This window comes from Cupriavidus sp. FW305-46 (assembly GCF_058787075.1).
The window spans coordinates 1-23,592 of the sequence record NZ_JBYSZI010000063.1; the positions used below are offsets into that span (position 1 = coordinate 1).

The window sequence follows — 23,592 nt, forward strand, 5'->3', positions numbered from 1 at the left end:
ATTGCGGCTTGCGGTTTACAACTGCTTCGGCGGCTAACAATGAAAAATGCCGTTCAGTCTTAACTGAACGGCATTACACCCGAAGGTGCCTTTTGCCAGGAACTGCTGATCGGGTGTCGATCAGAAGATGTGGCGGATACCCAGTGCAGCGCCAGTCTGGTTGTTGCGGCCCGGCATTTCGGTGGTGGTGCCGCCCGAAACCTTGTTGAAGTCAACCGTGCCGTAGACCTGGGTGCGCTTGGACAGCGAGTACTCGGCCAGCAGCACGCCGGTGTAGCGGCGGCCGTTGTTGTCGTTCACGCCGTTCTTGTTCTCGACGTAGTCGCCGTAGAACACGCCGGTCAGCGCCAGGGCCGGGGTGGCCTGGTAGGTCAGGCCGATGTAGCCGATGGTGTCCTTGCGCGGGTTGCTGGCAGCGCCGGCGGTGACCACGGCCGGAGCAGGCGCGGCAGCCGAGTTGTTCAGGAAGCCGTTGTCGATCACGCCAGTGCGGTCCTTGCCGCCGACGTAGCCCACGAACAGCTTGGCCGGGCCAAAGGCGTACTTACCGGCCGCGCCCCACATTTGCTGCTTGTTGCCGTTGATGTCGCGGATTTCCTGGTACACGCCGCCGATGCCGAACGGACCGAACGAGTAAGCGGCACGGGTGCCCCAGTACTGGTTCTTGGTCATGCTGCCCGGCTGCTCGCCGAAGCCGTAGCTGGCGCCCACGTCCAGGCCGCCGAACTTGCCGGCGTAGCTGACCACGTTGTCGCTGCGGAACTGGGTCAGGAAGAACGGCCAGGCGTTGTTGGTGTAGTTGCCGATGGTCAGCGGATCGTAGTCGCCGAAGAAGTTAAAGCCTTCGGTGTACTGGCGGCCCAGCTTGATCGTGCCGAAGTCACCCGACAGGCCAACGTAAGCCTGACGACCGAACAGGCGGCCGTTCGGGTTGGTGGCGCTGGCCTGGTTGGAACGGCCGGTGTCCGGATCGAAGCCGCCTTCCAGCTGGAAGATTGCCTTCAGGTTGTTGCCGAGGGCTTCGCTGCCCTTCAGGCCCCAGCGGCTGTTGGTGACGGCGCCGTTGGTCAGTTCCCACAGATTGTCGTTGTTGGCGTTGGAGTTCGTCTGGAAGCGGATGCTCTGGTCAACGATACCGTACAGGGTAACGGACGATTGTGCGAACGCCGAACCTGCCAACAGGCTGCCGGCTGCGAGGACGATGGCCGATTTCTTCATGGTGCTCCTTTTCTGTCTTGTACTGTTCTCTCCGCCGGATCACGGCGTGGACGATTTTGTCTACGTTTCGTTGTAGACGCCGCGAAAATTTAACAAAACGTAAGCTACAAGGACACAAAACTCCGCCAAGCTGCGCTTTCAAGCAGGATTTTGGTGCAAATCCGTTGTCTCGCCGCTACAGAATTCCGAGTTGGGGCATTTTGGCAGCGCTGGCGAGCTGGCCTGCACACTGGGCTGGCGGGGAATCACGGCAGGGAGAAAGGGGGCCGGCCGATCGCGGCGCGCAAGCGGCGCCGCGGTCGGCGGAAAGACGGGAAGTGCGGGAAAACCGAAGGAGGAGGAACGAATCCGGCAGCGCCGGGATCCGTCCTCAGTTCTGCGGGATCTCGATCTTGACCTCGAGCACCTCGAGGTTGTCCTGGCGTTCCAGGCTGACGCGCAGGTCCTGGTCGCCGATCTTGACGTACTTGGAGATCACCGCCACCAGCTCGCGCTGCAGCGCGGGCAGGTAGTCGGCGGGCGCGGAATGGCCGGTGCGCTCGTGCGCCAGGATGATCTGCAGCCGCTCCTTGGCGACCGACGCGGACTTCTTCTTCTCTCCCAGCAGGAAGGAAAGGATCGACATGGGGTGAGCCCTCCTTGACCGTTACTTGTTGCCGAAGATGCGGGAGAGCAGCCCCGGCTTCTGGTAGTCGGTGAAACGCATCGGCTTGTCCTTGCCGAGGAAGCGGTCCACCACGTCGCCATAGGCGTCGGCCACGTCGCTGCCTTCCAGGTGGATGGCGGGCGTGCCCTGGTTCGAGGCGTGCAGCACGGCTTCCGACTCAGGCACCACGCCGATCAGCTTGATGCGCAGGATTTCCTGGATGTCGGTCAGCGACAGCATTTCGCCGCCATGCACGCGCTTGGGGTTGTAGCGCGTGATCAGCAGGTGTTCCTTGATCGGGTCGCCGCCTTCGCTGGCGCGCTTGGTCTTGGACGCCAGGATGCCCAGGATGCGGTCCGAATCGCGCACCGACGACACTTCCGGGTTGGTCACGATCAGCGCCTCGTCGGCGAAGTACATCGCCATCAGCGCGCCCGACTCGATGCCGGCGGGCGAGTCGCAGATGATGAATTCGAAATCCATCTCGATCAGGCCGTTGATGACCTTCTCGACGCCATCGCGCGTGAGCGCATCCTTGTCGCGCGTCTGCGAGGCCGGCAGGATGAACAGGTTCTCGCACTTCTTGTCCTTGATCAGCGCCTGGCGCAGGTTGGCTTCGCCCTGCACCACGTTGATCAGGTCGTACACCACGCGGCGCTCACAACCCATGATCAGGTCAAGGTTGCGCAGGCCGACGTCGAAGTCGATCACGGCAGTCTTGTGGCCGCGCAGGGCCAGGCCGGCGGCAAAGCTGGCGCTGGTGGTGGTCTTGCCGACGCCTCCCTTGCCGGAGGTCACAACGATGATTTTTGCCATGGCTCTTTGGTCCAGTAATAAGTTGAAGCTTGCGCTCTCTGCGATTCGGTCCCGGGGGCTGCCGCGGTTACTTGAGCCGCAGCGCTTCTAGGATCAGTTTTTCATCGGCCAGGCGCACCTGGGCGGTCTTGCCGAGCACATCGGCCGGAAGCGTCTGCTCCGCGGTCCGGTAGATGCCGGCGATGGAAATCAGTTCAGGCTCCATGCACGTGCTGAAGATGCGCGCGCCGGTGTTGCCCTTGACGCCCGCCAGCGCGCGTCCGCGCAGCGGGGCATAGACATGGATGTTGCCTTCGGCGATCACCTCGGCGCCGTAGCTGACCACGTCCAGGATGACCACGTCGCCCTGCGCGTAGACCTGCTGGCCCGAGCGCAGCGGCTTGTCGATCAGCATGGTCTGGGTCTGGCGGATGGCGGCGGCCACGGCGGCGTCGGTGCTGGCCTGCGCGGCGGCGCGGACGGATTCCTCGCGCGCGGCCTGTTCGGCGGCGGCCTGTTCCGCCGCGGCTGCGGCCTGGGCCTCGGCGGCGCGGTCGGCGCCACTGCCGCGGCGCGCCTGGCTGTCCAGCAGCGGCAGGCCGAAGCGCTCGGCCCACTCGCGCTGGGCAGGGCGGGCCACCACACCGATGGCGCGGGCCTTGAGCGTGGCCAGCGTGTCGATCACGGTGCCAAGCGCGACTTCGCTGTCATCTTCCAGCGCGCGCAGGTCCAGCGCGATCACGTCATTGGAAAAGAAGTCAGGGGTGGCTTCAAAGCGGGAGAGGAGGTCATCCCGCAGCGCAGCCATGTCGGCGGTCTGGAGGGCGAGAAGGAGGGCGTCTACGTTGCCACTGCGCAGCTCGAAGCGTGGCGATTTCTTCTGGGACATAGCCGGGTGACCGTGGAAATGCCACATTCTAACGTCGTATCTGTCGCGAACTGTAACAATTGGATCGATATGTACAGCAGGTGGCGCGTGGGTTCCATATGCGCGTGCACGGCACATCGTAGCGCCGGGCAAGTGCGGCCAGCGTGGTTTGCCGTGCGCGGCAACACGCATGGCGTCCGTCGCAGCGTAAAGGCTTGTTACGATTGCGCCATCTGATCAGCGGAGTTTCCATGGGCGCCATTGTCAATTGCGTGGCCTACCGGCAGGGCAAGCGGCTCAGCACGGTGGGCATGGAGGAGATTCCCACCGTGCTGGGCGTGCCGGGTACCTTTGTCTGGCTGGGCTTGCATGAGCCTGACCTCGCGCTGCTGCGCCAGGCCCAGGAGGCGTTCGGCCTGCACGACCTGGCGGTGGAAGATGCGCTCGATGCGCACCAGCGCCCCAAGCTCGAGGCCTACGGCGATTCGGTCTTCGTGGTGCTCAACACGGCGCAACTGGTGGAAGATGAAGTGGTGGTCGGCGAGACCCATCTCTTTGTCGGCCCCAACTACGTGGTTTCGGTGCGCCACGGTGCCAGCAGCACCTATGCGCCCGTGCGCGAGCGCTGCGAGCACGACCCGCACGGCCTGGCCAACGGCCCGGGCTATGTGTTGTACGCGCTGATGGACTTTGTCGTCGATCACTACATGCCCATCGTCACGCGCCTGGAAGACACCTTCGAGGCGCTGGAGCAGGGCATCTTCCGCGATGAGTTCGACCGCGCCGCGATCGAGCGCCTGTACCGGATCAAGCGCCAGGTGCTGCGCCTGCGCAATGCGGTCAGCCCGGTGGAGGACATGTGCGGCCAGCTGATCCGGCTGCACGAAGACCTGGTGCCGAAGGAGCTGCGCGCCTATTTCCGCGACATCGAAGACCACGCCAGCCGGCTGGTGCGCACGCTCGACGTGGTGCGCGAAATGCTGACCACCGCCGTGCAGGTCAACCTGGCGCTGGTCACCGTGGGCCAGAACGAGGTGGTCAAGCGCCTGGCCGGCTGGGGCGCGATCCTGGCGATCCCGACCGTGATCTTCAGCCTGTACGGCATGAACTTCGATTTCATGCCTGAGCTGAAAATCCCCTTCGCCTACCCGGCCGTGATCGGCGTGACCGCGGTCGCCTGCGGGGGACTGTGGCGGCGGCTGCATCGGGCCGGGTGGATCTGAAGACCTGGTATTATCTGTGCGAGGAATGATCGTGGCAGATATTATGGTCGATTGATTATTCGCATGGATATTCCGGCGATTCCGCGCCTGCCTACCGGCGCGGTGCCCTGACTCCTACACTTGAATCAGGAAGGCGCTGTGCCCGGAGTCCGCCATGTCGATTGCCCACCCCCCGATTGCCGCCTTGCTCGCCGGCGCCACCGCCGCATGGCTGTTGTGCACGCAGCCGGCGGCCTCCGCACCGCAGCCGCCTGCCCCCGCGCAGGCCCAGACCCGCGACGCGGTCACCGCATATGAAGCGGGCAACTTCGACCAGGCCCTGCGCGGCTTCGCCAATGCGGCCAGGCTGGGCAACCGCCTGGCCCAATTCAACTACGCAATGATGCTGCTGCGCGGCGAGGGCACTGCCGCCCGCCCGCAGGAGGCACTGGTCTGGCTGAAAAAAGCGGCCGACAACCAGATGACGCATGCCCAGTACACCTGGGGCGACCTCTATGAGCGCGGCGAACTGGTGCCGAAGTCACTGGAGGAAGCCAACCGCTGGTATGCGCTGGCGGCGCAGGGCGGGCATGTGCAGGCGCAGATGGCGCTGGCGACGAATTACTTCACTGGCCGGGGCGTGCCGCGCGACTACGGGCACGCGTTCACGTGGTACAGCCGCGCGGCCAGTGCCGGCGACGGCGGCGCGCAATACATCGTCGGCAGCTTCTATGAGCACGGCGAGCCCGGCGTGGTCGACCGGGATCTCGAGCAGGCCAAGATCTGGTATGCGCGCTCAGCCGCGCACGGGGATCCGGGCGCGCTGGCGAAGTTGCGGTCGTTGCTGGAGGAATCGGTGCGGGGAAGGGCGGCGAGGTAGAGCGGCGGGATGACTATGCCGGGAAGCGTCAACCATGTCTTCGCACACCTGTCACCTGTGTGCCCGGTCTGCACGGCGGGGGAGGGGCCAGACCGGCGCGGGATCATGGCTTCCCGCCGCTGCCACCTTCCTCATCATGCAGATGCTCGATGATCGCCGCCACCCGGTCCCCCAGGTATTTGTTGGCCGAGATCTCCAGCGCCCGCATCATCTCCGTCTCCGCCATCACCAGCGCCAGCGGGCGGATGCGCCACAGGATCTCCACCAGCCGCGGCACGTCCTGCGGCGGCGGCAGCTTGCCAATGCCAAAGCGGTCCAGCTCGCGCACCACGGTAGCGACGATATGGTCCGATACCGCCTGGAAATGCCCGCGCGACTGCGCGATGATCTCCAGCACGTCTTCCAGCGCAAAGCCCGCCTGGGCGATCTCCGCGCCCGCGGCCAGCGCGCGCGGGCTGCGTGCGAGATAGCCCAGCCCGTCCGGTTCCAGCAGCCCCAGCGAGATCGCCTTGGCCAGGGCCGGGCGCGAGATCGCGCGGCCGAACAGCCGCGCCAGCGCCAGGTAGGAGTAGTGCCGCGGCGTCTCGTTGGTCCACGGGCTGCTGATGGCGGTCTCCAGCCCCAGGATCGAGCGCAGGTCGTGCCCTTCGACGATGGCCTTGAGCAGCTCGGTGATATTGGCCAGCGTATAGCCGCGCGCCAGCAGGTGGTGGATCAGCTTGAGCCGCCCCAGGTGCGCCTGCGTGTAGATGCCCACGCGCCCGCGCCGCTGCGGCGGATCGATCAGGCCGCGGTCCTGGTAGGAGCGCACGTTGCGCACCGTGGTGCCGGCCACGCGCGCCAGCTCGTCGATGGTGTATTCCGGGGCGGGCGGCGTGGTGTCGGACGCCTGGCTGGTCGGGGACGAGGGAGGGCGGCGCCGGATCAGTGTCATGCGAAAAATTCTAACCGAGGAATGCGGCAGGCAAAGGTGGCGGCCGGTTTTGCCGATAATGAGGGCATTGCCGCCCCACCCTCAACGGTCCGCCTTCCATGCATATCCGCTGGCTCGAAGACTTCGTCTGCCTGGCCCAGGCCGGCAGCCTGGCGCGTGCCGCCGAGCTGCGCAACGTGACCCCGCCCGCGTTTGGCCGGCGCATGCAGGCGCTTGAGGTCTGGGCCGGCGCCCCGCTGATCGACCGCAGCGCGTTCCCGGTGCGGCTGACCGCCGAAGGGCGCCAGTTCCTGGAAGCCGCGCAGAGCGCCTTGCGCACGCTGGACGAGACCCGCGTGGCGCTGCGCGCCGCGCACCGCGCCGACGCCAGCACGGTCACCATTGCCACCGGCAAGACCCTGGCGCGCTCGATGGTGCCGGCGTGGCTGGCGGGCCTGCGCGAGGCGCTGCGGCACGACCCCGCGGCGGCCGGGTTCCGCACGCAGCTGTCGACCTTCCCGATGCATGACGCGCTGGCCATGTTTGCCGAGGGCGATGCCGATTTCCTGCTTTGCTACAGCCCGCCGGACCTGCCGGTGATGCTGGATGACGCGCGCTACCAGTTCCACCTGGCCGGCGTGGAGCGGCTGGTGTGCGTCAGCGCCGCCGACGAGCGCGGCGCGCCGCTTCACTGGCTGGCGACCGGCAAGGCTGCGGCGAAGCCGGTGCCCATGATCGCCTACGCCGAGACCCTGACACTCGGCCGCATGGTCAACCAGGAGATCGCGCGCCGCAAGCTGGCGCCGCGGCTGGACGTGATCGCGGTCAGCGACTTTGCCGAGTCGGTGCACGAGATGGTGCGCCAGCGCATGGGCCTGGCCTGGCTGCCGGCCCGCCTGATTGCCGACGACCTGCACGCCGGGCGCCTGGTGCGTGCCATCAGCGGCGCGCGCAGCGATGATGGCGGCGACCTGGCGCTCGATATCCGCCTGTACCGCCCGCGCGCGCCGATGCGCCCGCTGGCCGAGGCCTTCTGGCAGGCGGCGGTGCAGGCACCGCGCTGATGCGCCTTCGGCGACCATTGCCGAATCGGCAACCGCCCTTGCCAAAGCTGCACGCCGGGCCGCTTCCGCGCTCACTACCATCGCTCCACAACAACCATTCCGGGACCCCCAGAGCCAAGACCATGAAGACCATCCTGCGCGCGGCCGCTGCCGCACTCTGCCTTGCCGCTTCCGCCGGCGCCGTTGCCTCCGCCTGGCCCGCCAAGCCGATCACGCTGGTGGTGGGCTACACCGCCGGCGGCAGCGTCGACCTGGTGGCCCGCACCATCGCCCCGGAACTGGGCAAGCGCCTGGGCCAGAGCGTGGTGATCGAGAACCTGGGTGGCGCCGGCGGCACCATCGGCGCGGCCAAGGTGGTCAAGGCCGAGGCCGACGGCTACACCCTGCTGATGGGCTCGGGCAGTGAAGTGTCGATCGCCCGTCTGACCAACCCCGCCGTGCGCTACGACGGCGAGAAGGACCTGGCGCCGGTGACCTTCGTCGGCACCCAGCCGATGGTGCTGGTCGGCAAGCCCGGGCTGGCGGCCAGGAACGCGGCCGAGCTGATCGCGCTGGCCAAGGCGCAGCCGGGCAAGCTGTCATATGCCTCGTCGGGCGTGGGCACGCCGCTGAACCTGGCCGGCGAGCTGATCAAGCAGCAGGGCAAGGTCAATATCACGCACGTGCCGTACAAGGGCGCGTCGGCCATGGCCACCGACCTGCTCGGCGGCCAGATCGACCTGGCGGTGATGGTGCTGTCGTCGGCGCTGCCGCATATCCAGGCCGGCCGCGTGCAGGCCTACGGCGTGACCAACGCCAAGCGCTCGCCGGTGGCGCCGAACGTGCCCGCGCTGGCCGAGACGCCCGCGCTCAAGGGCGTCGACATGGGCGTGTGGTTCGGCCTGATGGGCCCGGCCAAGCTGCCGCAAGCGGTGGTGGAGCGCCTGAACACCGAGATGCAGGCCGTGCTGGCCATGCCGGATGTGAAGAAGAAGCTGGCAGAAGCCGGCGTGGAAGTGGCGCCGGCCAATCCGGCGCAGTTCGGCAGCTTTATCAAGCGCGAGACGGGGCGCTATCGCACCATCGTGCAGACGGCTGGCATTCACGAGTAAGAGCTGGGGCGGGCGGCGCTGGCAAGGCCCCGCCGCCCATCCTCAACCTGATCCCAAGAACACGACCCGGCGGCACCGACCCGCCAGGCGCCCTGAACGCACCGATTCCCATGACCCAGTCCACCGCACCGATCGACGCCTACCCAGTCGATGTCGCGTTCCCCGACATCCGCGCCTACGCCGCCGGCAACACCGGCATCCCCTACCTGTACACCTTCGACAGCGGCCAGCCCGGCCCGCACGTGATGGTCAATGCGCTGACCCACGGCAACGAGGTCTGCGGCGCCATCGCCGTCAAGGCGTTGCTGGACCACGGACTGCGCCCGCGCCGCGGCCGGCTGACGCTGGCGTTTGCCAACGTCGACGCGTACCACAGCTTCGATGCCGCCAGGCCCGACGCATCGCGCTTTGTCGACCAGGATTTCAACCGCGTGTGGACCGCCAGGGTGCTCGATGATGCCAGCCTCGATTCATCCGAGCTGCGCCGCGCGCGTGCCATGCGCCCGGTGATCGACACCATCGACCTGCTGCTGGACCTGCATTCGATGCACGAGAAAAGCCGGCCGCTGATCGTCTCCGGCCCGCTCGACAAGGGCATCGCCCTGTCGCGCGCGCTGGGCGCGCCGGCCGACGTGATCGTCGACGAAGGCCACCCCGAAGGCCGCCGCATGCGCGACTACGATGGCTTTGGCGATGCCGCCAGCCCGCGCAACGCACTGCTGATCGAGTGCGGCCAGCACTGGGAGCCCGCCGCCGTGACCGTGGCGCAGGACAGCACCGCGCGCTTCCTGCTGCATGCCGGCGTGATCGATGAAAGCGATTTGCCCGCAGGCTGGCTGCAGCGGCTGCCCGCCACGCAGCGCGTGGTGCGCGTGACCGAGCCGGTGGTGGCCACCAGCATGGACTTCCGCTTTGCCGGCCCCTATACCGGGCTGGAGACCTTTACCGAGGCCGGGACCGTAATCGGCTGGCGCGACGGCGAGCCAGTGGTGACGCCGTATCCGGATTGCGTGCTGGTGATGCCGTCGCTGCGCCAGTTGCGCCCGGGCGTGACCGTGGTGCGCCTGGGGCGGCTGGAGCGCTGATCCGGGTACGCTGGGCCGGGCGCGGCTGCGCCCGGCAAGATGCTGCGCAGACAGGCATGGCCCGGCCCGCCGGTCGAGTGCGGACAGGCTAGGCCGCCGGGGCGGCCGTGCCCGCCGGCGGCTGGGGCGGCGGCAGCATGCCGGGGAACAGTTGCTCGACCAGCTCATCCAGCTTGGACGAAGGCTGCACGAAGTTGCTCAGGTTGAGCCCGCCCGCGCTGCGGTTGGCGTTATAGATGGCCTTGCCGACACGGTCGCCGTTGCGGAACACGGTGATGTCCGCGCTGTTCAGGTACGCAGTCCAGTACCAGGCGCTGCGCGCCGTGTACAGCGCCACCACCGGGCACGCCGCGATCGAGGTCTGCGCCTGCAGCACCTTCACCTCGAAATTGCGCCGCCGCAGCGATGAGAGAAAGTTCTCGACAAAGTCATTGCCCGTGACCGGGTTCACCACCACGCACAGCAGCGTGCCGTTGGCGCCGTAGTTGCCCAGCGGGCCGCCGCCAGCGGGCACCTGGAACGCGACAAGGGGATCGGTGCGGTCGGGCCGGTCGACCGGGGTCACTGCCTGGTAGGTCGAGCAACCGGTGATCAGCAGGCCAAGGCCTGCGGCCAGCAGAGCTTTGTACATGGATGTCCTGTGTGGCTGGGGCGGGCTGCCATGCAAGACACAGTGGCCACCGCATACCTTCACACTGTAGGCGCCGGCACGCAGATCCAATCGCCCAAACAGAAGCGCAAAACGGCCGCTTCTGCGCCGGCGTGGCGCCTCAGCCGCCCGCGCTGCCGCCTTGCGCCAGCCGGCCTACCAGGACCAGGCAAAGCCCGGCAAGGCAGACCCCGATGACGGCGACCTGCAGCCGCGTGACGGGTCTGCCGCCAAACAGCGTCTGGCTGAGCCAGGCGGGCGAGACCACGCCGACGATGGTGGCCACCATGATCAGGATGGCAAGGACGGACAGAACGGATTGCATGGCGGGACTCCGGAATCTTGAGACAAGCGCGATCAGTTGGCGCCGCCGCGCAGCAGGCAGTCGCGCAGCAGCGGTGCGCCATCGGCCAGCCCGGCGCCGTTGCATTCCAGCGCCACCTTCTGGCCGCGCCGCACCATGGTGGCGCGGGCCTCCACCTCGCACACCCGCCCTGCCGGGCCGCAGATCTGGCGTTGCAGCAGCAGTGCGCGCACATTCACGCCGGGATCGTTGGTGCGGATATCGACAAAGACCTGGTCGCCCTCGCGGCGAATGCCGCTGGCGACGCCTTCGACGATCAGGTACTGGCCCAGGTAGCGGGTGTCGGCTTCCTTGGGATTGCCGCGGTAGTCATTCAGCAGCGTGTCGGCCTGGAGCTGCGGCAGGCGGTCAGCGGGGCGCTCGGGGTCGATGCTGATCGGGTCGAGCGTGCCGTCGCGCGGCACCCCGCGCACGACGCTGGCCGGCACCGCGCTGGCTTCGGCCTGCGTTTCGGGCGCGGCACCGCCGACATCGTCGCGGCGGTCATTGCCGGCAAACCACAACATGCCAAGGACAGCCACGGCGACGATGGCAATAAGGATTTGCTGGGTACGGTTCAACATCGGAAGGTCCTGCGTCAGTGAATGCGAAAGGCGGAACGGGATTATGCGCCCTGCCTGCCGCAAAAGCGCTCAATCGCCGCCACGGCATGGTCGACGCCGCGTTCGGCGGCCATCGCGCGGCCCAGCCTGGCGGCCCGTTCGCGCGTGGCCGGTTGCTCGGTAAAGGCGATCATCGACGCCAGCCGCGGCGCGTCGATCTTGTGCCCGGCGACATGACGCGGCGCCACCCCCAGCGCCGCCAGCCGGCCCGCCCAGAAGAACTGGTCGCCCGCAAACGGCAGCACGATCGCCGGCACGCCCGCCGCCGCGGCCGCATGCGTGGTGCCCGCACCGCCGTGATGGATTGCCGCCGACACGCGCGGCAACAGCCAGTCATGCGGGGTGGCGCCCACCACGTGGAAGTTGGATGGCAACGCCGCCACGTCGATGCCGCTCCAGCCCGGATAGAACAGCGCGCGCCGGCCATCGGCCGCCTGCACCAGCGCCGTCACCACCTTGTGCCGGTCAAAGCCCGCCATGCTGCCAAAGCCGATATAGAGCGGCGCCTCGCCGGCCGCCAGGAAGTCGCGCAGCGGCGCGTCCGGTTGCCAGTCCGGCTGCGGCGGCATGGTCCACGCGCCGCTCACCAGCCAGTCGTCATGCCAGTCATGCGGACGCGGGACCAGTTGCGGCGAGATCGCGTACAGCGTCGGAAAGTCCGCCCACATCGCCTTGCGCGCCGACGCGCCGAACAGCCTGGAGCGCGCAGCATTGGTCGCGCTACGGAACATGCGCCACAGCACGAAGTTGATCACGTGGTGGCTGGCGCGATTGGCCCACCCCGGCATCCTGAACGGCGGCAGCAGCGCGGACGGAAAGGCCCGCGTCGGCGAGATCGGGAACATGCCTGCGCCGATCACCGGCTTGCCCAACTGCTCGCCCACCGACAGCGCCACATACGCCGTCAGCCCCGAGAACACGATGCCGTCGGCAGCGCGCGCGGCCTGCGCCAGTTGCGACATCCACGCCTCGGTGTTGTCCTCGGCAATGCGCCCGAATGCCCGCGTGGCCTCGGCGACGTTGCCGCCTTCGGTCATCAGCTTGTGCAGCGCGCCGCCCGGCGCCAGCGTCTGCTTGATGTCGCCTGCCATCGGTGCAAAGGCGAGGCCGTGCTCTGCCGCGAGCGTGGCTGCCGAGCGTTCGCCCAGCATCAGCACGTCATGGCCGGCGGCGCGCAGGCCGAGGCCCAGCGAGACGATGGGGCGGCAGTCGCCCTGGGTACCGAAGGTGATGAGGGTCAGACGCATGGCGGGAGAGGCGCCGACGGGCTGGCGCGGGCATGTCAGCGAGTGGCTTGCAGTTTACTTTCCGGTGTCTTTCCGCGCAGCGACATGGGGCTGCGCCTGCGGGTATCACTTGCCGATGCAGAACCGCGTAAAGATCGTCCCCAGCAGATCATCACTGGTGAACTCACCCGTAATGCTGTTCAGGCAATCCTGCGCCAGCCGCAGCTCTTCGGCAAACAGGTCCAGCGCCTGCGCCTGGTGCTCGGCCTGCTCGGCTGCGATATCCAGGTGCGATTGCGCATTCCGCAGCGCCGTCAGGTGCCGCTCGCGCGCCAGGAAGTTGCCTTCATTGCCTGACTGCCAGCCCACCAGCCGCAGCAGCTCGCGGCGCAGCAGTTCAATGCCGGCTCCGGTGCGCGCCGAGATCCAGATCTCGGTCGGGTTGGGGCCGTTGGCGGCGACCACGTGCGGGCGGTTGCCGCCGAAGATGACATCGCCGACCGCGGGCGCCTTGTCGATCTTGTTGACGATGCGCACGATCGGCGAGCCCGGCGGCAGCTGGCCGCTGAGCTGGTCGTCGATGGCGTCGTCAGTCTCCGACAGGCCATGGCGCAGGTAGTCGGTGGCGTCGACCAGGTGCAGCACGATGTCGGCGCGGCGGATGGCGTCCCAGGTGCGTTCGATGCCGATGCGCTCGACTTCGTCGGCGGCGTGCTCGCGCAGGCCGGCGGTGTCGATGATATGCAGCGGGATGCCGTCGATCTGGATGGTCTCGCGCACGCGGTCGCGCGTGGTGCCGGCGATGGGCGTGACGATGGCCAGCTCCGCGCCGGCCAGCGCGTTCAGCAGCGACGACTTGCCCACGTTGGGCTGGCCCGCCAGCACCACCGACAGGCCCTCGCGCAGCAGCGCGCCCTGGCGCGCCTGCGCCAGCACGCCGCCAAGTTCGGTGCGGATGGTGGCAAGCTGGCCGCGCGCGTCGGACTGCTCCAGGAAATCGATCTCTTCTTCGGGGAAGTCCAGCGTGGCTTCGACCAGCATGCGCAGGTGGATGACCTTATCCACAAGCTGGCGGATAGCGTTGGAGAATTCGCCCTCCATTGAACGCGCCGCCGAGCGCGCCGCGGCCTCGGTGCTGGCTTCGATCAGGTCGGCCACGGCCTCGGCCTGGGCCAGGTCGAGCTTGTCGTTGAGGAAGGCGCGCCGCGTGAACTCGCCGGGCTCTGCCAGGCGCAGGCCGATGCCGTCGCCCGCTTGCAGGCAGCGTGTCAGCAGCATCTGCATCACCACCGGGCCGCCGTGGCCCTGCAGCTCGAGCACTTCCTCGCCGGTATAGGAATTGGGCGCCGGGAAATACAGCGCCAGGCCGTGGTCGATGACCTTGCCATGGCCATCGAGGAACGGCAGGTAGGTGGCGTGGCGCGGCTTCAGCGCCTGGCCGCAGACGGCGCGCATCACCGGGCCGACATCGGGGCCTGACACACGCACCACGCCGATGCCGCCGCGTCCGGGCGCGGTGGCGATGGCGGCAATGGGAACCTGGGGAGCAGTCATGGCGGTATTGTCGCAGATCGGGTGCAGTTGGCGTGGCACGCGGTGGGCAGGCCGCCGTGGCGGGCGGGGTGGTCAGCCGGCGCCGGGCAGCGGCCGCGGCGCCTCGTCCGGCATTGCCTGCGCCTGCAGACATTCGGCCAGCAGCCGGCGCGCGACGATGCCGTCGACAAAGCGGCCGAGCTTCGCCTGCCCTTTGACCAGCTTGCGATGCAGGTCCCTGGTGTAGCGGGAGGGCAGCACCGGCTCGAATGCCTCGATCACATAGCGCAGTCGCTTGCCGGCGATGCGCTGCTCATGCACCGCGCGGGGATCGCCGCGGCGTGCAGCCTTTGCCAGCGCGCGCAGGCGCTTGCGGCCGCGGCGCACGCGCTTGCGCGCAAGGGGCCCGAGGCGGCCACCGTCACTGCGGGCGCGGGCGGCCAGGTGGGCCAGGTGCGCCAGGTCGCGATGCAGCGCGGGCAGCGGCCAGTCACGGTAGCCGGCCAGGGCCGCCAGCATGGTTTGCCGCGCGGTGTCGCGGCGCTCCCGGGCGGTATCGGCGATGGCCGACAGCACGGTATCGTCAGGTTCCAGTTTGCGCGCCGGTGCAATGGTTTCGGCCAGGAATACATCCCAGTCGCGCACGTCGCTGGTGGCGCGCGCCAGCATGCGCAGGTCATGCTTCCAGCGATCGCGCTCCTGCCGCGGCAACGACGGCCCCAGCGCCCACAGCACCGCGCGCGCATGGCGCACCGCCACGCGCAGCGCGTGCAGGTCTTCGGGCTCGTCGCGGCGCAGCAACTGGGCCAGGCTCGCTTCGATGCGCGCCAGGCTTGCCTGCGTCAGCGCGGCAAAGGCCGCGGCGGGGCGCGTCTTGCGGCGCAGTGTGGGGGGATGGGTGTCGGCGATCATTGCGGGCTGCATGCGCTCAGGCGCGCACGCGGGTCGCGGATGCTTCCAGTGTAGGCGACAGCACGCCGGCCCGCTTCCGCGCGGCGTAACAGGCGCATGGATGGTTGACAGCCCCGCGCCTTCACGCTGCAATGCGCACATCCCGGTGATGCAGGGACCCGACAAGGAACAGCCATGACCACTGAACAGGAACGGCTTCTGCTGCGCGACACCATCGAGGCGGGCTTTCGCCAGGCCGCCTTTGTCAACGATGTCGGCATCACGCTGGCGGACTGCGGGCCCGGCTGGTGCGAATCCACGCTGGACATTGCGCCGCGCCACCTGCAGCACGGCGGCATCGTCCATGCGGGCGTGCAGGCCACCATCGCAGACCACACCGCGGGCGCGGCGGCATCCACCATCCTGGAGGCAGGCCAGCACGTGGTCACCGCGGAGTTCAAGATCAACCTGCTCAGGGCCGTGCGCAGCGAACGGCTGCGCTGCCGTGCCGATGTGCTCAAGTCCGGCCGTTCGATCATCGTGGTGGAGGCGGATGTCTTTGCCGACCTCCACGGTGAATCGGTGCTGGTCAGCCGCCTGAACGCCACCATGAGCGTGCTGGACCTGGCCTGAGCCCCCTCCCACCGTTGAAAGGAAGCGACCCATGATCGACCACACCGGCGTAAGCGTCAGCGACTACGGCAAGAGCCGTGCCTTCTACCAGGCGGCGCTGGGCGCCATCGGCTATGTGCTGGACAAGGAATTCCCGGCCAGCGTCACCGGCAGCACCGATGTCGCAGGCTTCGGCCCGCCGGGGCAACCCGACTTCTGGATCCACCGCGGCACGCCCAACCAGCCGCCGCTGCACGTGGCCTTCCGCGTGGACAGCCGCGAGACCGTCGATGCCTTCCATCGCGCGGCGCTGGCCGCGGGCGGGCGCGACAACGGCGCGCCGGGCATCCGCGCGCACTACCACCCCAACTACTACGGCGCCTTCGTGCTGGACCCGGACGGGCACAACATCGAAGCGGTGTGCCACAAGCCGGCGTAGGGCCTCAGCGCGTCGCGACGATAAACAGGCGCGGGAACGGCAGCAGCACCGACCCGTCCGGCAGCGCCGGGTACGCCTTGGCAATCTCGGTCTGGTAGCGCGCCAGGTAGGCGGCGCGCTCGGCCTCGTCCAGCGGCTGCAGGAAGGGGCGCAGGCCGCTGCCCTTGAACCACTCCACCACCGCGGCCGGGCCGCCCGCCAGCGGATGGTGGTACGTGGTCAGCCATACGTCCACGCGCTGGCACAGCGGGCGCAGCAGCTCGTAGTACCACTGCGCCGGGGCGCGCTCGGCGCGGGCCTTGCTGGCGCCGGCGAGCTTTTCTGCCCACGGGCCTTCCGCCGCCACCTGGCGCATCAGCCGGTGCGCGGGTTCTTCCAGGTTGTCCGGCATCTGCACGGCCAGCGTGCCGCCGGGGGCGAGCCTGGATACCAGTGCCGGGAACAGGCTGGCGTGGTCAGGCAGCCACTGCAGCACGGCATTGGCCAGGATCACGTCATAGGGCCCGGCCTCGTCCCAGGTGCCGATGTCGGCCACGCGGAACTGCACCTCGGGCAGGCGCTTGCGCGCCGCGTCGACCATGTCCTGCGAGCTGTCCAGCCCGGTCACCGACGCCCCCGCATAGCGCGCCAGCAGCACCTCGGTGGAGTTGCCCGGCCCGCAGCCGATATCCACCGCGCTGCGCGCGATCTCATTGGGGATGGCAGCCACCAGGTCGCGGACCGGGCGGGTGCGTTCGTCTTCGAAGGCGACGTATTGATGGGCGGACCAGCTCATGGGGATCTCCTGACTTTTAGAGCAGGCCAGTAGGATACGCCTGCCGCAGCGGTTCGCTGGCCCTGTCAGCCAGCCCTTACCCCAGTTTTTTCTTCAGCAGCTCATTCACCTGCGCCGGATTGGCCTTGCCCTTGGTCGCCTTCATCGCCTGCCCGACCAGCGCATTGAACGCCTTCTCCTTGCCCGCGCGGAATTCCTCGACCGACTTGGCGTTGGCGGCCAGCACGTCGTCGATGATCTTCTCCAGCTCGCCGGTGTCGGACATCTGCTTCAGCCCCTTGGCCGCGATGATGGTGTCGGCATCGCCGCCGTGCTCGCCGGCCCACATCGCCGGGAACACGTCCTTCTTGGCGGTGTTGTTCGATACCGTGCCGTCGGCGATGCGCGCGAGCAGCCTGGCCAGTTGCGCCGGCGTGACCGGTGCGGCGTCGATGGCGATGCCTTCGCGGTTCAGCTGCGAGGCCACGTCGCCCATCAGCCAGTTGGCCGCGGGCTTGGCGTTGGCGGCGCCGGCGTCGGCCACCACGGCCTCGTAGTAGGCGGCGAAGGCCTTGGTCGCGGTCAGCGTGGTGGCGTCATAGGCCGACAGGCCGTACTGCGAGACAAAGCGCGCCTGCATCGCCGCCGGCAGTTCCGGCAGCTCGCCGCGCACGCGCTCGACCCAGCTCGCGTCGATTTCCAGCGGCATCAGGTCGGGGTCGGGAAAGTAGCGGTAATCGTGCGCGTCTTCCTTGGTGCGCATGGCGCGCGTTTCGCCCGTTTCCGGGTCGAACAGCACGGTGGCCTGCTGGATCTTGCGGCCGTCCTCGATCTCGGCGATCTGCCACTGCACTTCGTACTCGATGGCCTGCTGCAGGAAGCGGAACGAGTTCAGGTTCTTGATCTCGCGGCGGGTGCCGAATTCCTTCTGGCCGAGCGGGCGCACCGACACGTTGGCGTCGCAGCGGAAGCTGCCTTCCTGCATGTTGCCATCGCAGATGCCCAGCCACACCACCAGCGAGTGCAGCGCCTTGGCGTAGGCCACGGCTTCGGCGGCGCTGCGCATGTCGGGCTCGGTGACGATTTCCAGCAGCGGGGTGCCGGCGCGGTTCAGGTCGATGCCGGTCATGCCGGCAAAGTCTTCGTGCAGGGACTTGCCCGCGTCTTCTTCCAGGTGGGCGCGGGTCAGGTTGACGGTCTTTTCGTAGAACTCGCCCTTCTTGCCTTCGACCTGGATGGTGATGGTGCCGCCCTGTACCACCGGGATCTCATACTGGCTGATCTGGTAGCCCTTGGGCAGGTCGGGGTAGAAGTAGTTCTTGCGCGCAAAGACGCTGCGCGGCGCGATAGTGGCGCCGATCGCCAGGCCGAACTGGATGGCGCGCTCGACCGCGCCCTTGTTGAGCACCGGCAGCACGCCCGGCAGAGCCAGGTCCACCGGCGAGGCCTGCGTGTTGGCCTCGGCCCCGAAGGCGGTGGAGGTGCCGGAAAAAATCTTGGAGGCCGTCGAAAGCTGAGCGTGCGTTTCGAGGCCGATCACCACTTCCCATTGCATGGCGGTATTCCTGTTCGGTTCTTTCGGTTCTGTCTGTAGCGGTGGAGCGGCGCAGCCGCCCCGGGTTCAGTCTGGTCTTGCCCCGGCCGTCAGGGGTCGGGGCTGGCAAGCCATGAGTCGAGCTGGGCCAGCGCGGCCACGCGGGCCACCGCATCGCCGCCGACGGTGACGCCCTGGGTCTTGCGCATGCCCGCCGGCACGTCGCGGCGCATATGCAGCTCGCTGGTGCCGTCGAAGCCGTGATAGGCGCCCGGGTAGATCTCCAGCCGGAAGCGCGCGCCCGGCTGGCGCGCCAGCACCGCGCTCTGCAGCATGGCGCAGCGGGTGGCGGGGGTCCAGTCGTCGGCGCCGCCGATCATCAGCAGCATCGGCGCGCGCAGGCGGAAGTTGTGCTGCTGCACGGCGCGCTTGCAGCCCGGGTAGAACGCCACCGCGCGCTCCACCTGGGGCGTGCCGGCCGGCCACGGGCGGCTGGCATCGACGGTGGCCAGCACCGCCTGCGCGCCGTTGGACCAGCCCAGCAGCACGATGCGCGCGGTATCGACCGCCGGCTGCTGCGCCACCCAGCGCAGCGCGGCCAGCGCATCGGCGCGGCGCGTACGGTCGTCGATGCCGCGCGCGTCGATGGGTTCGGAGCAGATGCCGTGGGGCCTGCCGCGCGCGCTGAAGCTGTCGGGCATCAGCACGGCATAGCCGCGCTCGTTCAGCCAGTGCGCGTATTCGCGGTAGCGTTGCTGCAGCAGTCCGGAAACGTCCGCCTGGGCGGTTCCGGCGGCACCCGCCGCGCGCGCGGGGCGCGCGGATAGCAGGCCGCCGCAGCCGTGCAACGCCACCACCACCGGCAGCGCGCGCGGGGTGGCGCCCTCGCGCGGCAGGAACCAGTAGGCGGTGAGCGCGGGCGTGGCCGCATCGCCGCGCAGCTGGACACGCTGCGCCGGCATGGGTGCCGTGGCCGCGGATCCTGGCGCGGCCCGGCTCACCGCATTCGGCGCCAGCACGCCGGCGGGCGTCAGCGGCGCCGGCTGCGCCAGCGCGGGCGCGGGCAGTTCCGGTGTATGCGCGGATGCGCCGGCCAGCCATGCGCCCAGCCCCAGTGCCACCGCGGCGCGCAGCACCGCCACCGCCGGACGGGCGGTGCGCGGCGGGCGTTGCGGGGTGGCGGGTGCGTGGGTCATGGCCGGCTTCGGTGGCTTCAGCGCGTGCGGGCGCAGGCGCCGCTGCCTGGCTCGAACATCACGGGCCAGGCTTCTTCGTAGATGCCGGGGGTGCAGCGCTGCTGGCAGTTGGCGTGCGCCAGCGTAACGCGGCGCGGGTCCTGCCAGACCATCAGCTTGCAGCCGCTGCCGTCATTGGCGCGCAGCTCGATATGCGGCTTCTTCTGGACCTGGCGGAAGTCAGCGAGGTTGAAGCTGCACGAGCCGCGCTTGCCTACCCACAGCTTCCACGACAGCTGCTGCACGCTGTTGTCCGACACGCGCAGCTGGGCGTCTTCGCGGAAGCCGTCTTCCTCGGTGCGGCGGCAGTCGCCGGCCAGGTCGATGTCGCGGCTGGCGATTGGAGCGGGCCGGCCCAGCCCGCCCGGCAGCGGGATGCAGCCGGCCACCGCCGCGGCGAGCGCGGCCGCGGCCATCAGGCGCAGGGTCAGCGGGGAGCGCGCGGTCATGTTCATGCCTTGCCGGGACGGCGCAGGTGCCAGTCGGTCGCCTGCTGGAACGCGTGCGCGGTCTGCAGCAGGCGCGCCTCGTCGAAGTAGTTGCCGATCAGCTGCAGGCCCACCGGCATGCCGGCCTCGCCGAAGCCGCACGGCACGCTCATGCCGGGCAGGCCGGCCAGGCTGGTGGACAGCGTGAAGATGTCGGCCAGGTACATCTGCACCGGGTCCGAGGTCTTCTCGCCCAGTTTCCACGCCACCGTCGGCGCCACCGGCCCCATGATCACGTCGCACTGGGCGAAGGCGCGCTGGAAGTCGTCGGCGATGATGCGGCGGATCTTCTGCGCCTGCAGGTAGTAGGCGTCGTAGTAGCCATGCGACAGCACATAGGTGCCGACCATGATGCGGCGCTTGACCTCGGCGCCGAAGCCTTCGGCGCGGCTCTTCTTGTACATGTCGAGCAGGTCGCGGTATTCGGCCGCGCGGTGGCCATAGCGCACGCCGTCAAAGCGCGACAGGTTGGACGAGGCCTCGGCCGGCGCGATCACGTAGTACACCGGGATCGACAGCTCGGTCTTGGGCAGCGTCACCTCGACCAGCGTGGCGCCCAGCTTTTCATACTCGGCCAGCGCGGCGCGCACGGCCTGCTCGACGTCGGCCGACAGGCCCTTGCCGAAGTATTCCTTCGGCAGGCCGATGCGCAGGCCTGCGAGCGGGCGCTCGGCAGTGGCGCCGGCGCGCGGCTGGCCCAGCAGGCGGGTGTAGTCCTCGTCCACGCCGCCCTGCGCGGGTGTGATGCTGGTGGAGTCCCTGGGGTCGAAGCCGGCCATGGCGTTGAGCAGCAGCGCGCAGTCTTCGGCGCTATGGGCCATCGGGCCGGCCTGGTCCAGCGATGAGGCGAAGGCGATCATGCCGTAGCGCGACACGCGGCCATAGGTCGGCTTGATCCCGGTGATGCCGGAGAACGACGACGGCTGGCGGATCGAGCCGCCGGTGTCGGTGCCGGTGGCGGCGGGGGCCAGGCCGGCGGCCACGGCCGCGGCCGAGCCGCCCGACGAGCCGCCGGGCACGCGGCTGGTGTCCCAGGGGTTGCGCACCGGGCCGAAATGCGAGTTCTCGTTGGACGAGCCCATCGCGAACTCGTCCATATTGGTCTTGCCCAGCGTGACCATGCCGGCCGCGGCCATGCGCTCGACCACGGTGGCGTCGAACGGGCTTTCATAGTTGGCCAGCATCTTCGAGCCGGCGGTGGCACGCCAGCCGCGCGTGACGAACACATCCTTGTGCGCGATCGGCACGCCGGTCAGCGGCGCGGCCTCGCCGCGGGCGCGGCGCTCGTCGGCGGCGCGCGCCTGCGCCAGGGTCCGCTCGGCATCGACGTGGATAAACGCGTTGAGCGCGGCGGCCTGCTCGATGCGGGCCAGGTACTCGCGTGCGAGTTCCTCGGCGGAGACGGAGCGCGCGGCCAGCGCATCGGCTAGCTGGCGCAGGGAGGTCACGGAATCAGCGGAAAAGGGCATGACAGTCGGTTGGCATCAGGGGTGGCGTACTGGCGGGTGGCCGGCGCCGGACAGGATGCACGGGTGCGTCGGGTCCGGGCCGGGCGGCGGTCATTCGATGACCTTGGGCACCAGGTACAGGCCGTCTTCGGTGGCAGGCGCGGGGCGCTGGTAGTCGGCGCGGCGGTCGGATTCGGTGACCACGTCCTCGCGCAGGCGCTGGACCATGTCGCGCACGGCAGACAGCGGGTGGGCCAGCGGCTCGATGCCGGTGGTGTCGACCGCCTGCATCTGCTCGACCAGCGAGAAAAAGTTGTTCAGTTGCGCAAGCGTCTGGGCGGCCTCGTCATCGCTGGTTTCGATGCGGGCCAGGTGGGCGATGCGCTTGACGTCGGATAGAGCGAGGGCCATGGCGTGGTGGTTCGGATGCTCGGATGCGGGGGCACGGGCTGCGCCGGCGGCTGGCTCATGGGGCGGCTGCGTCGCACGGCCCATGGCCTGACCGGGGGCGCCGGAGTGGCGCCCCGGAGTCGTCGGAATTACAGGTATTTTCAGGCTGTAAACGCCCGAAGCAGCAGGAATTATAAGGTATCATTGCGAGCTACCGACCCTTGGCAACGCTTACGCCACATGGCCGCAAGCCGGCCGCTGGCAGGCGCGCCTGCGCCTGGCATCCTCAGGCGCCCGAAGGGCGGACCTGGGTCCTCTGATTAGGCCTCTGCAGCCGGCCAGCGCATGTCGCAGTGATTCGATATGGTGCGCCGGTGCCTGCACATTTCCGCGAACTTTTCCGCGGGGTCTAATCAAAGGTTCCCGTAGGGCCGGCGCGCGCGGTGCGCCGGCGATTGCCGTTCCCATTCCATCCCGGCCCGGGCAGCCCCGTGCCGGACGGCGGGCGGACCGGGAAGCCGGGAACCATTCCGTATTCAACACAACGTATTTCGTGGCCGGGCCGTTCGCGGTGCCGGCCGCTTCGCCTACCCGCGAACACCACCACAGACAGGATTCCTGATGTTCGGATTTCTCCGCAGCTACTTCTCCAACGACCTGGCGATCGACCTCGGCACCGCCAACACGCTGATCTACATGCGCGACAAGGGCATCGTGCTGGACGAGCCCTCGGTCGTCGCGATCCGCCAGGAAGGCGGCCCCAACGCCAAGAAGACCATCACGGCGGTGGGCAAGGAAGCCAAGCAGATGCTGGGCAAGGTGCCGGGCAATATCGAAGCGATCCGCCCGATGAAGGACGGCGTGATCGCCGACTTCACCGTCACCGAGCAGATGCTCAAGCAATTCATCAAGATGGTGCACGACAGCAAGCTGCTGCGCCCGAGCCCGCGCATCATCATCTGCGTGCCGTGCGGCTCGACCCAGGTCGAGCGCCGCGCCATCCGCGAATCGGCGCTGGGCGCCGGTGCCAGCCAGGTCTACCTGATCGAGGAGCCGATGTCGGCCGCGATCGGCGCCGGCCTGCCGGTGTCCGAGCCGTCGGGCTCGATGGTGGTGGATATCGGCGGCGGCACCACCGAGGTGGGGATCATCTCGCTGGGCGGCATGGTCTACAAGGGTTCGGTGCGCGTGGGCGGCGACAAGTTCGACGAGGCCATCGTCAACTACATCCGCCGCAACTACGGCATGCTGATCGGCGAACAGACCGCCGAAGCGATCAAGAAGGAAATCGGCTCGGCCTTCCCGGGCTCCGAAGTCCGCGAGATGGAAGTCAAGGGCCGCAACCTGTCCGAAGGCATCCCGCGCGCCTTCACCGTGTCGTCCAATGAAATCCTCGAAGCCCTGACCGATCCGCTGAACCAGATCGTGTCGGCGGTGAAGATCGCACTGGAACAGACCCCGCCCGAACTGGGCGCCGACATCGCCGAACGCGGCATGATGCTGACCGGCGGCGGTGCGCTGCTGCGCGACCTGGACCGCCTGCTGGCGGAAGAAACCGGCCTGCCGGTGCTGGTGGCCGAAGACCCGCTGACCTGCGTGGTGCGCGGCTCCGGCATGGCACTGGAACGCATGGACAAGCTCGGCAGCATCTTCTCCTACGAGTAA

Annotated in this window: 25 protein-coding genes; 8 read left to right on the forward strand and 17 right to left on the reverse strand. The window is 68.6% G+C overall.

Translation table 11 applies throughout. From position 1 onward, the window contains the following. Positions 1-120: 120 nt before the first annotated feature. From AC3WON_RS25440 to minC, 4 genes are all read right to left on the reverse strand, one after another. Positions 121-1,218, reverse strand: a complete 1,098-nt coding sequence (locus tag AC3WON_RS25440) for a porin (protein ID WP_492320815.1) — start codon at positions 1,216-1,218, stop codon at positions 121-123. Positions 1,219-1,588: 370 nt separating this feature from the next. Then, on the reverse strand, positions 1,589-1,843 hold the full coding sequence (gene minE / locus AC3WON_RS25445) for a cell division topological specificity factor MinE (RefSeq protein WP_010811451.1): 255 nt from the start codon (positions 1,841-1,843) through the stop codon (positions 1,589-1,591). Between the two features lie 21 nt (positions 1,844-1,864). Beyond that, a complete protein-coding gene (gene minD / locus AC3WON_RS25450; RefSeq protein WP_013955180.1) occupies positions 1,865-2,680 on the reverse strand; it encodes a septum site-determining protein MinD in 816 nt (271 codons plus the stop codon). 67 nt (positions 2,681-2,747) lie between these two features. Further along, positions 2,748-3,548 carry a septum site-determining protein MinC gene (gene minC / locus AC3WON_RS25455; RefSeq protein WP_492320814.1) on the reverse strand — a complete coding sequence of 267 codons (801 nt, stop codon included), beginning with the start codon at positions 3,546-3,548 and terminating at the stop codon, positions 2,748-2,750. Between the two features lie 230 nt (positions 3,549-3,778). Between minC and AC3WON_RS25460 the strand changes: the two genes are divergently transcribed. Then, positions 3,779-4,750, forward strand: a complete 972-nt coding sequence (locus tag AC3WON_RS25460; protein WP_492353000.1) for a magnesium and cobalt transport protein CorA — start codon at positions 3,779-3,781, stop codon at positions 4,748-4,750. A 154-nt stretch (positions 4,751-4,904) separates the two neighbouring features. Beyond that, positions 4,905-5,609 (forward strand): tetratricopeptide repeat protein, encoded by a 705-nt coding sequence (locus AC3WON_RS25465; protein ID WP_492320812.1) that lies wholly within the window; start codon positions 4,905-4,907, stop codon positions 5,607-5,609. Positions 5,610-5,712: 103 nt separating this feature from the next. On the opposite strand, the gene AC3WON_RS25470 is transcribed toward AC3WON_RS25465, so the two are convergent. Further along, positions 5,713-6,543 carry a MerR family transcriptional regulator gene (locus AC3WON_RS25470; RefSeq protein ID WP_492320811.1) on the reverse strand — a complete coding sequence of 277 codons (831 nt, stop codon included), beginning with the start codon at positions 6,541-6,543 and terminating at the stop codon, positions 5,713-5,715. Between the two features lie 98 nt (positions 6,544-6,641). Here AC3WON_RS25470 and AC3WON_RS25475 point away from each other — a divergent pair, with 98 nt between their 5' ends. The 3 genes from AC3WON_RS25475 (at position 6,642) to AC3WON_RS25485 (ending at position 9,762) form a co-directional block, all read left to right on the forward strand. Then, positions 6,642-7,586 (forward strand): LysR family transcriptional regulator, encoded by a 945-nt coding sequence (locus AC3WON_RS25475; protein ID WP_492353001.1) that lies wholly within the window; start codon positions 6,642-6,644, stop codon positions 7,584-7,586. 122 nt (positions 7,587-7,708) lie between these two features. Next, complete coding sequence (locus AC3WON_RS25480) at positions 7,709-8,677, forward strand: Bug family tripartite tricarboxylate transporter substrate binding protein (protein WP_340525200.1); 969 nt, start codon at positions 7,709-7,711, stop codon at positions 8,675-8,677. A 110-nt stretch (positions 8,678-8,787) separates the two neighbouring features. Beyond that, positions 8,788-9,762, forward strand: a complete 975-nt coding sequence (locus AC3WON_RS25485; protein ID WP_492320809.1) for a M14 family metallopeptidase — start codon at positions 8,788-8,790, stop codon at positions 9,760-9,762. Positions 9,763-9,850: 88 nt separating this feature from the next. On the opposite strand, the gene AC3WON_RS25490 is transcribed toward AC3WON_RS25485, so the two are convergent. From AC3WON_RS25490 to AC3WON_RS25515, 6 genes are all read right to left on the reverse strand, one after another. Further along, complete coding sequence (locus AC3WON_RS25490) at positions 9,851-10,393, reverse strand: Sbal_3080 family lipoprotein (RefSeq protein WP_492320808.1); 543 nt, start codon at positions 10,391-10,393, stop codon at positions 9,851-9,853. Positions 10,394-10,532: 139 nt separating this feature from the next. After that, the gene (locus AC3WON_RS25495) at positions 10,533-10,736 is read right to left on the reverse strand and encodes a hypothetical protein (protein WP_492320807.1); all 204 of its coding nucleotides are present in this window, start codon (positions 10,734-10,736) and stop codon (positions 10,533-10,535) included. 32 nt (positions 10,737-10,768) lie between these two features. Then, positions 10,769-11,338 carry an OB-fold putative lipoprotein gene (locus tag AC3WON_RS25500; protein ID WP_492320806.1) on the reverse strand — a complete coding sequence of 190 codons (570 nt, stop codon included), beginning with the start codon at positions 11,336-11,338 and terminating at the stop codon, positions 10,769-10,771. Positions 11,339-11,379: 41 nt separating this feature from the next. Continuing rightward, complete coding sequence (locus AC3WON_RS25505) at positions 11,380-12,624, reverse strand: glycosyltransferase (protein WP_492320805.1); 1,245 nt, start codon at positions 12,622-12,624, stop codon at positions 11,380-11,382. Positions 12,625-12,729: 105 nt separating this feature from the next. Further along, entirely contained in the window at positions 12,730-14,157 is a 1,428-nt protein-coding gene (gene mnmE / locus AC3WON_RS25510; protein ID WP_492320804.1) for a tRNA uridine-5-carboxymethylaminomethyl(34) synthesis GTPase MnmE, read from the reverse strand. A 72-nt stretch (positions 14,158-14,229) separates the two neighbouring features. Beyond that, entirely contained in the window at positions 14,230-15,048 is an 819-nt protein-coding gene (locus tag AC3WON_RS25515; protein ID WP_492353002.1) for a CHAD domain-containing protein, read from the reverse strand. A 174-nt stretch (positions 15,049-15,222) separates the two neighbouring features. On the opposite strand from AC3WON_RS25515, the gene AC3WON_RS25520 reads away from it, so the two are divergent. Next, entirely contained in the window at positions 15,223-15,660 is a 438-nt protein-coding gene (locus AC3WON_RS25520; RefSeq protein ID WP_492353003.1) for a PaaI family thioesterase, read from the forward strand. 31 nt (positions 15,661-15,691) lie between these two features. Next, positions 15,692-16,078 (forward strand): VOC family protein, encoded by a 387-nt coding sequence (locus AC3WON_RS25525; RefSeq protein WP_010811473.1) that lies wholly within the window; start codon positions 15,692-15,694, stop codon positions 16,076-16,078. Positions 16,079-16,082: 4 nt separating this feature from the next. On the opposite strand, the gene tam is transcribed toward AC3WON_RS25525, so the two are convergent. The 6 genes from tam to gatC all read right to left on the reverse strand — a co-directional run bounded on the left by tam (position 16,083) and on the right by gatC (position 21,948). Beyond that, entirely contained in the window at positions 16,083-16,853 is a 771-nt protein-coding gene (tam, locus tag AC3WON_RS25530; protein ID WP_492320800.1) for a trans-aconitate 2-methyltransferase, read from the reverse strand. Between the two features lie 76 nt (positions 16,854-16,929). Then, positions 16,930-18,387, reverse strand: coding sequence for an Asp-tRNA(Asn)/Glu-tRNA(Gln) amidotransferase subunit GatB (gatB, locus tag AC3WON_RS25535; protein WP_492320799.1), 1,458 nt, complete (start codon positions 18,385-18,387; stop codon positions 16,930-16,932). Between the two features lie 89 nt (positions 18,388-18,476). Continuing rightward, positions 18,477-19,562 carry a dienelactone hydrolase family protein gene (locus tag AC3WON_RS25540; protein ID WP_492353004.1) on the reverse strand — a complete coding sequence of 362 codons (1,086 nt, stop codon included), beginning with the start codon at positions 19,560-19,562 and terminating at the stop codon, positions 18,477-18,479. 17 nt (positions 19,563-19,579) lie between these two features. Next, positions 19,580-20,056: a hypothetical protein gene (locus AC3WON_RS25545; protein WP_492353005.1), complete on the reverse strand. Its 477-nt coding sequence runs from the start codon at positions 20,054-20,056 to the stop codon at positions 19,580-19,582. Next, positions 20,053-21,558, reverse strand: coding sequence for an Asp-tRNA(Asn)/Glu-tRNA(Gln) amidotransferase subunit GatA (gene gatA / locus AC3WON_RS25550; RefSeq protein WP_492353006.1), 1,506 nt, complete (start codon positions 21,556-21,558; stop codon positions 20,053-20,055). The genes AC3WON_RS25545 and gatA overlap by 4 nt, the downstream gene beginning before the upstream one ends. Before the next feature lie 90 nt (positions 21,559-21,648). Then, on the reverse strand, positions 21,649-21,948 hold the full coding sequence (gene gatC, locus AC3WON_RS25555) for an Asp-tRNA(Asn)/Glu-tRNA(Gln) amidotransferase subunit GatC (RefSeq protein ID WP_035819367.1): 300 nt from the start codon (positions 21,946-21,948) through the stop codon (positions 21,649-21,651). 600 nt (positions 21,949-22,548) lie between these two features. Here gatC and AC3WON_RS25560 point away from each other — a divergent pair. Beyond that, positions 22,549-23,592 carry a rod shape-determining protein gene (locus tag AC3WON_RS25560; protein ID WP_008648066.1) on the forward strand — a complete coding sequence of 348 codons (1,044 nt, stop codon included), beginning with the start codon at positions 22,549-22,551 and terminating at the stop codon, positions 23,590-23,592.

Excerpts from the sequence above, each read along its gene's own strand:
- AC3WON_RS25440 (WP_492320815.1), bottom strand. The coding sequence starts at position 1,218 with ATGAAGAAATCGGCCATCGTCCTCGCAGCCGGCAGCCTGTTGGCAGGT.
- minE (WP_010811451.1), bottom strand. The coding sequence starts at position 1,843 with ATGTCGATCCTTTCCTTCCTGCTGGGAGAGAAGAAGAAGTCCGCGTCG.
- minD (WP_013955180.1), bottom strand. The coding sequence starts at position 2,680 with ATGGCAAAAATCATCGTTGTGACCTCCGGCAAGGGAGGCGTCGGCAAG.
- minC (WP_492320814.1), bottom strand. The coding sequence starts at position 3,548 with ATGTCCCAGAAGAAATCGCCACGCTTCGAGCTGCGCAGTGGCAACGTA.
- AC3WON_RS25460 (WP_492353000.1), top strand. The coding sequence starts at position 3,779 with ATGGGCGCCATTGTCAATTGCGTGGCCTACCGGCAGGGCAAGCGGCTC.
- AC3WON_RS25465 (WP_492320812.1), top strand. The coding sequence starts at position 4,905 with ATGTCGATTGCCCACCCCCCGATTGCCGCCTTGCTCGCCGGCGCCACC.
- AC3WON_RS25470 (WP_492320811.1), bottom strand. The coding sequence starts at position 6,543 with ATGACACTGATCCGGCGCCGCCCTCCCTCGTCCCCGACCAGCCAGGCG.
- AC3WON_RS25475 (WP_492353001.1), top strand. The coding sequence starts at position 6,642 with ATGCATATCCGCTGGCTCGAAGACTTCGTCTGCCTGGCCCAGGCCGGC.
- AC3WON_RS25480 (WP_340525200.1), top strand. The coding sequence starts at position 7,709 with ATGAAGACCATCCTGCGCGCGGCCGCTGCCGCACTCTGCCTTGCCGCT.
- AC3WON_RS25485 (WP_492320809.1), top strand. The coding sequence starts at position 8,788 with ATGACCCAGTCCACCGCACCGATCGACGCCTACCCAGTCGATGTCGCG.
- AC3WON_RS25490 (WP_492320808.1), bottom strand. The coding sequence starts at position 10,393 with ATGTACAAAGCTCTGCTGGCCGCAGGCCTTGGCCTGCTGATCACCGGT.
- AC3WON_RS25495 (WP_492320807.1), bottom strand. The coding sequence starts at position 10,736 with ATGCAATCCGTTCTGTCCGTCCTTGCCATCCTGATCATGGTGGCCACC.
- AC3WON_RS25500 (WP_492320806.1), bottom strand. The coding sequence starts at position 11,338 with ATGTTGAACCGTACCCAGCAAATCCTTATTGCCATCGTCGCCGTGGCT.
- AC3WON_RS25505 (WP_492320805.1), bottom strand. The coding sequence starts at position 12,624 with ATGCGTCTGACCCTCATCACCTTCGGTACCCAGGGCGACTGCCGCCCC.
- mnmE (WP_492320804.1), bottom strand. The coding sequence starts at position 14,157 with ATGACTGCTCCCCAGGTTCCCATTGCCGCCATCGCCACCGCGCCCGGA.
- AC3WON_RS25515 (WP_492353002.1), bottom strand. The coding sequence starts at position 15,048 with ATGATCGCCGACACCCATCCCCCCACACTGCGCCGCAAGACGCGCCCC.
- AC3WON_RS25520 (WP_492353003.1), top strand. The coding sequence starts at position 15,223 with ATGACCACTGAACAGGAACGGCTTCTGCTGCGCGACACCATCGAGGCG.
- AC3WON_RS25525 (WP_010811473.1), top strand. The coding sequence starts at position 15,692 with ATGATCGACCACACCGGCGTAAGCGTCAGCGACTACGGCAAGAGCCGT.
- tam (WP_492320800.1), bottom strand. The coding sequence starts at position 16,853 with ATGAGCTGGTCCGCCCATCAATACGTCGCCTTCGAAGACGAACGCACC.
- gatB (WP_492320799.1), bottom strand. The coding sequence starts at position 18,387 with ATGCAATGGGAAGTGGTGATCGGCCTCGAAACGCACGCTCAGCTTTCG.
- AC3WON_RS25540 (WP_492353004.1), bottom strand. The coding sequence starts at position 19,562 with ATGACCCACGCACCCGCCACCCCGCAACGCCCGCCGCGCACCGCCCGT.
- AC3WON_RS25545 (WP_492353005.1), bottom strand. The coding sequence starts at position 20,056 with ATGAACATGACCGCGCGCTCCCCGCTGACCCTGCGCCTGATGGCCGCG.
- gatA (WP_492353006.1), bottom strand. The coding sequence starts at position 21,558 with ATGCCCTTTTCCGCTGATTCCGTGACCTCCCTGCGCCAGCTAGCCGAT.
- gatC (WP_035819367.1), bottom strand. The coding sequence starts at position 21,948 with ATGGCCCTCGCTCTATCCGACGTCAAGCGCATCGCCCACCTGGCCCGC.
- AC3WON_RS25560 (WP_008648066.1), top strand. The coding sequence starts at position 22,549 with ATGTTCGGATTTCTCCGCAGCTACTTCTCCAACGACCTGGCGATCGAC.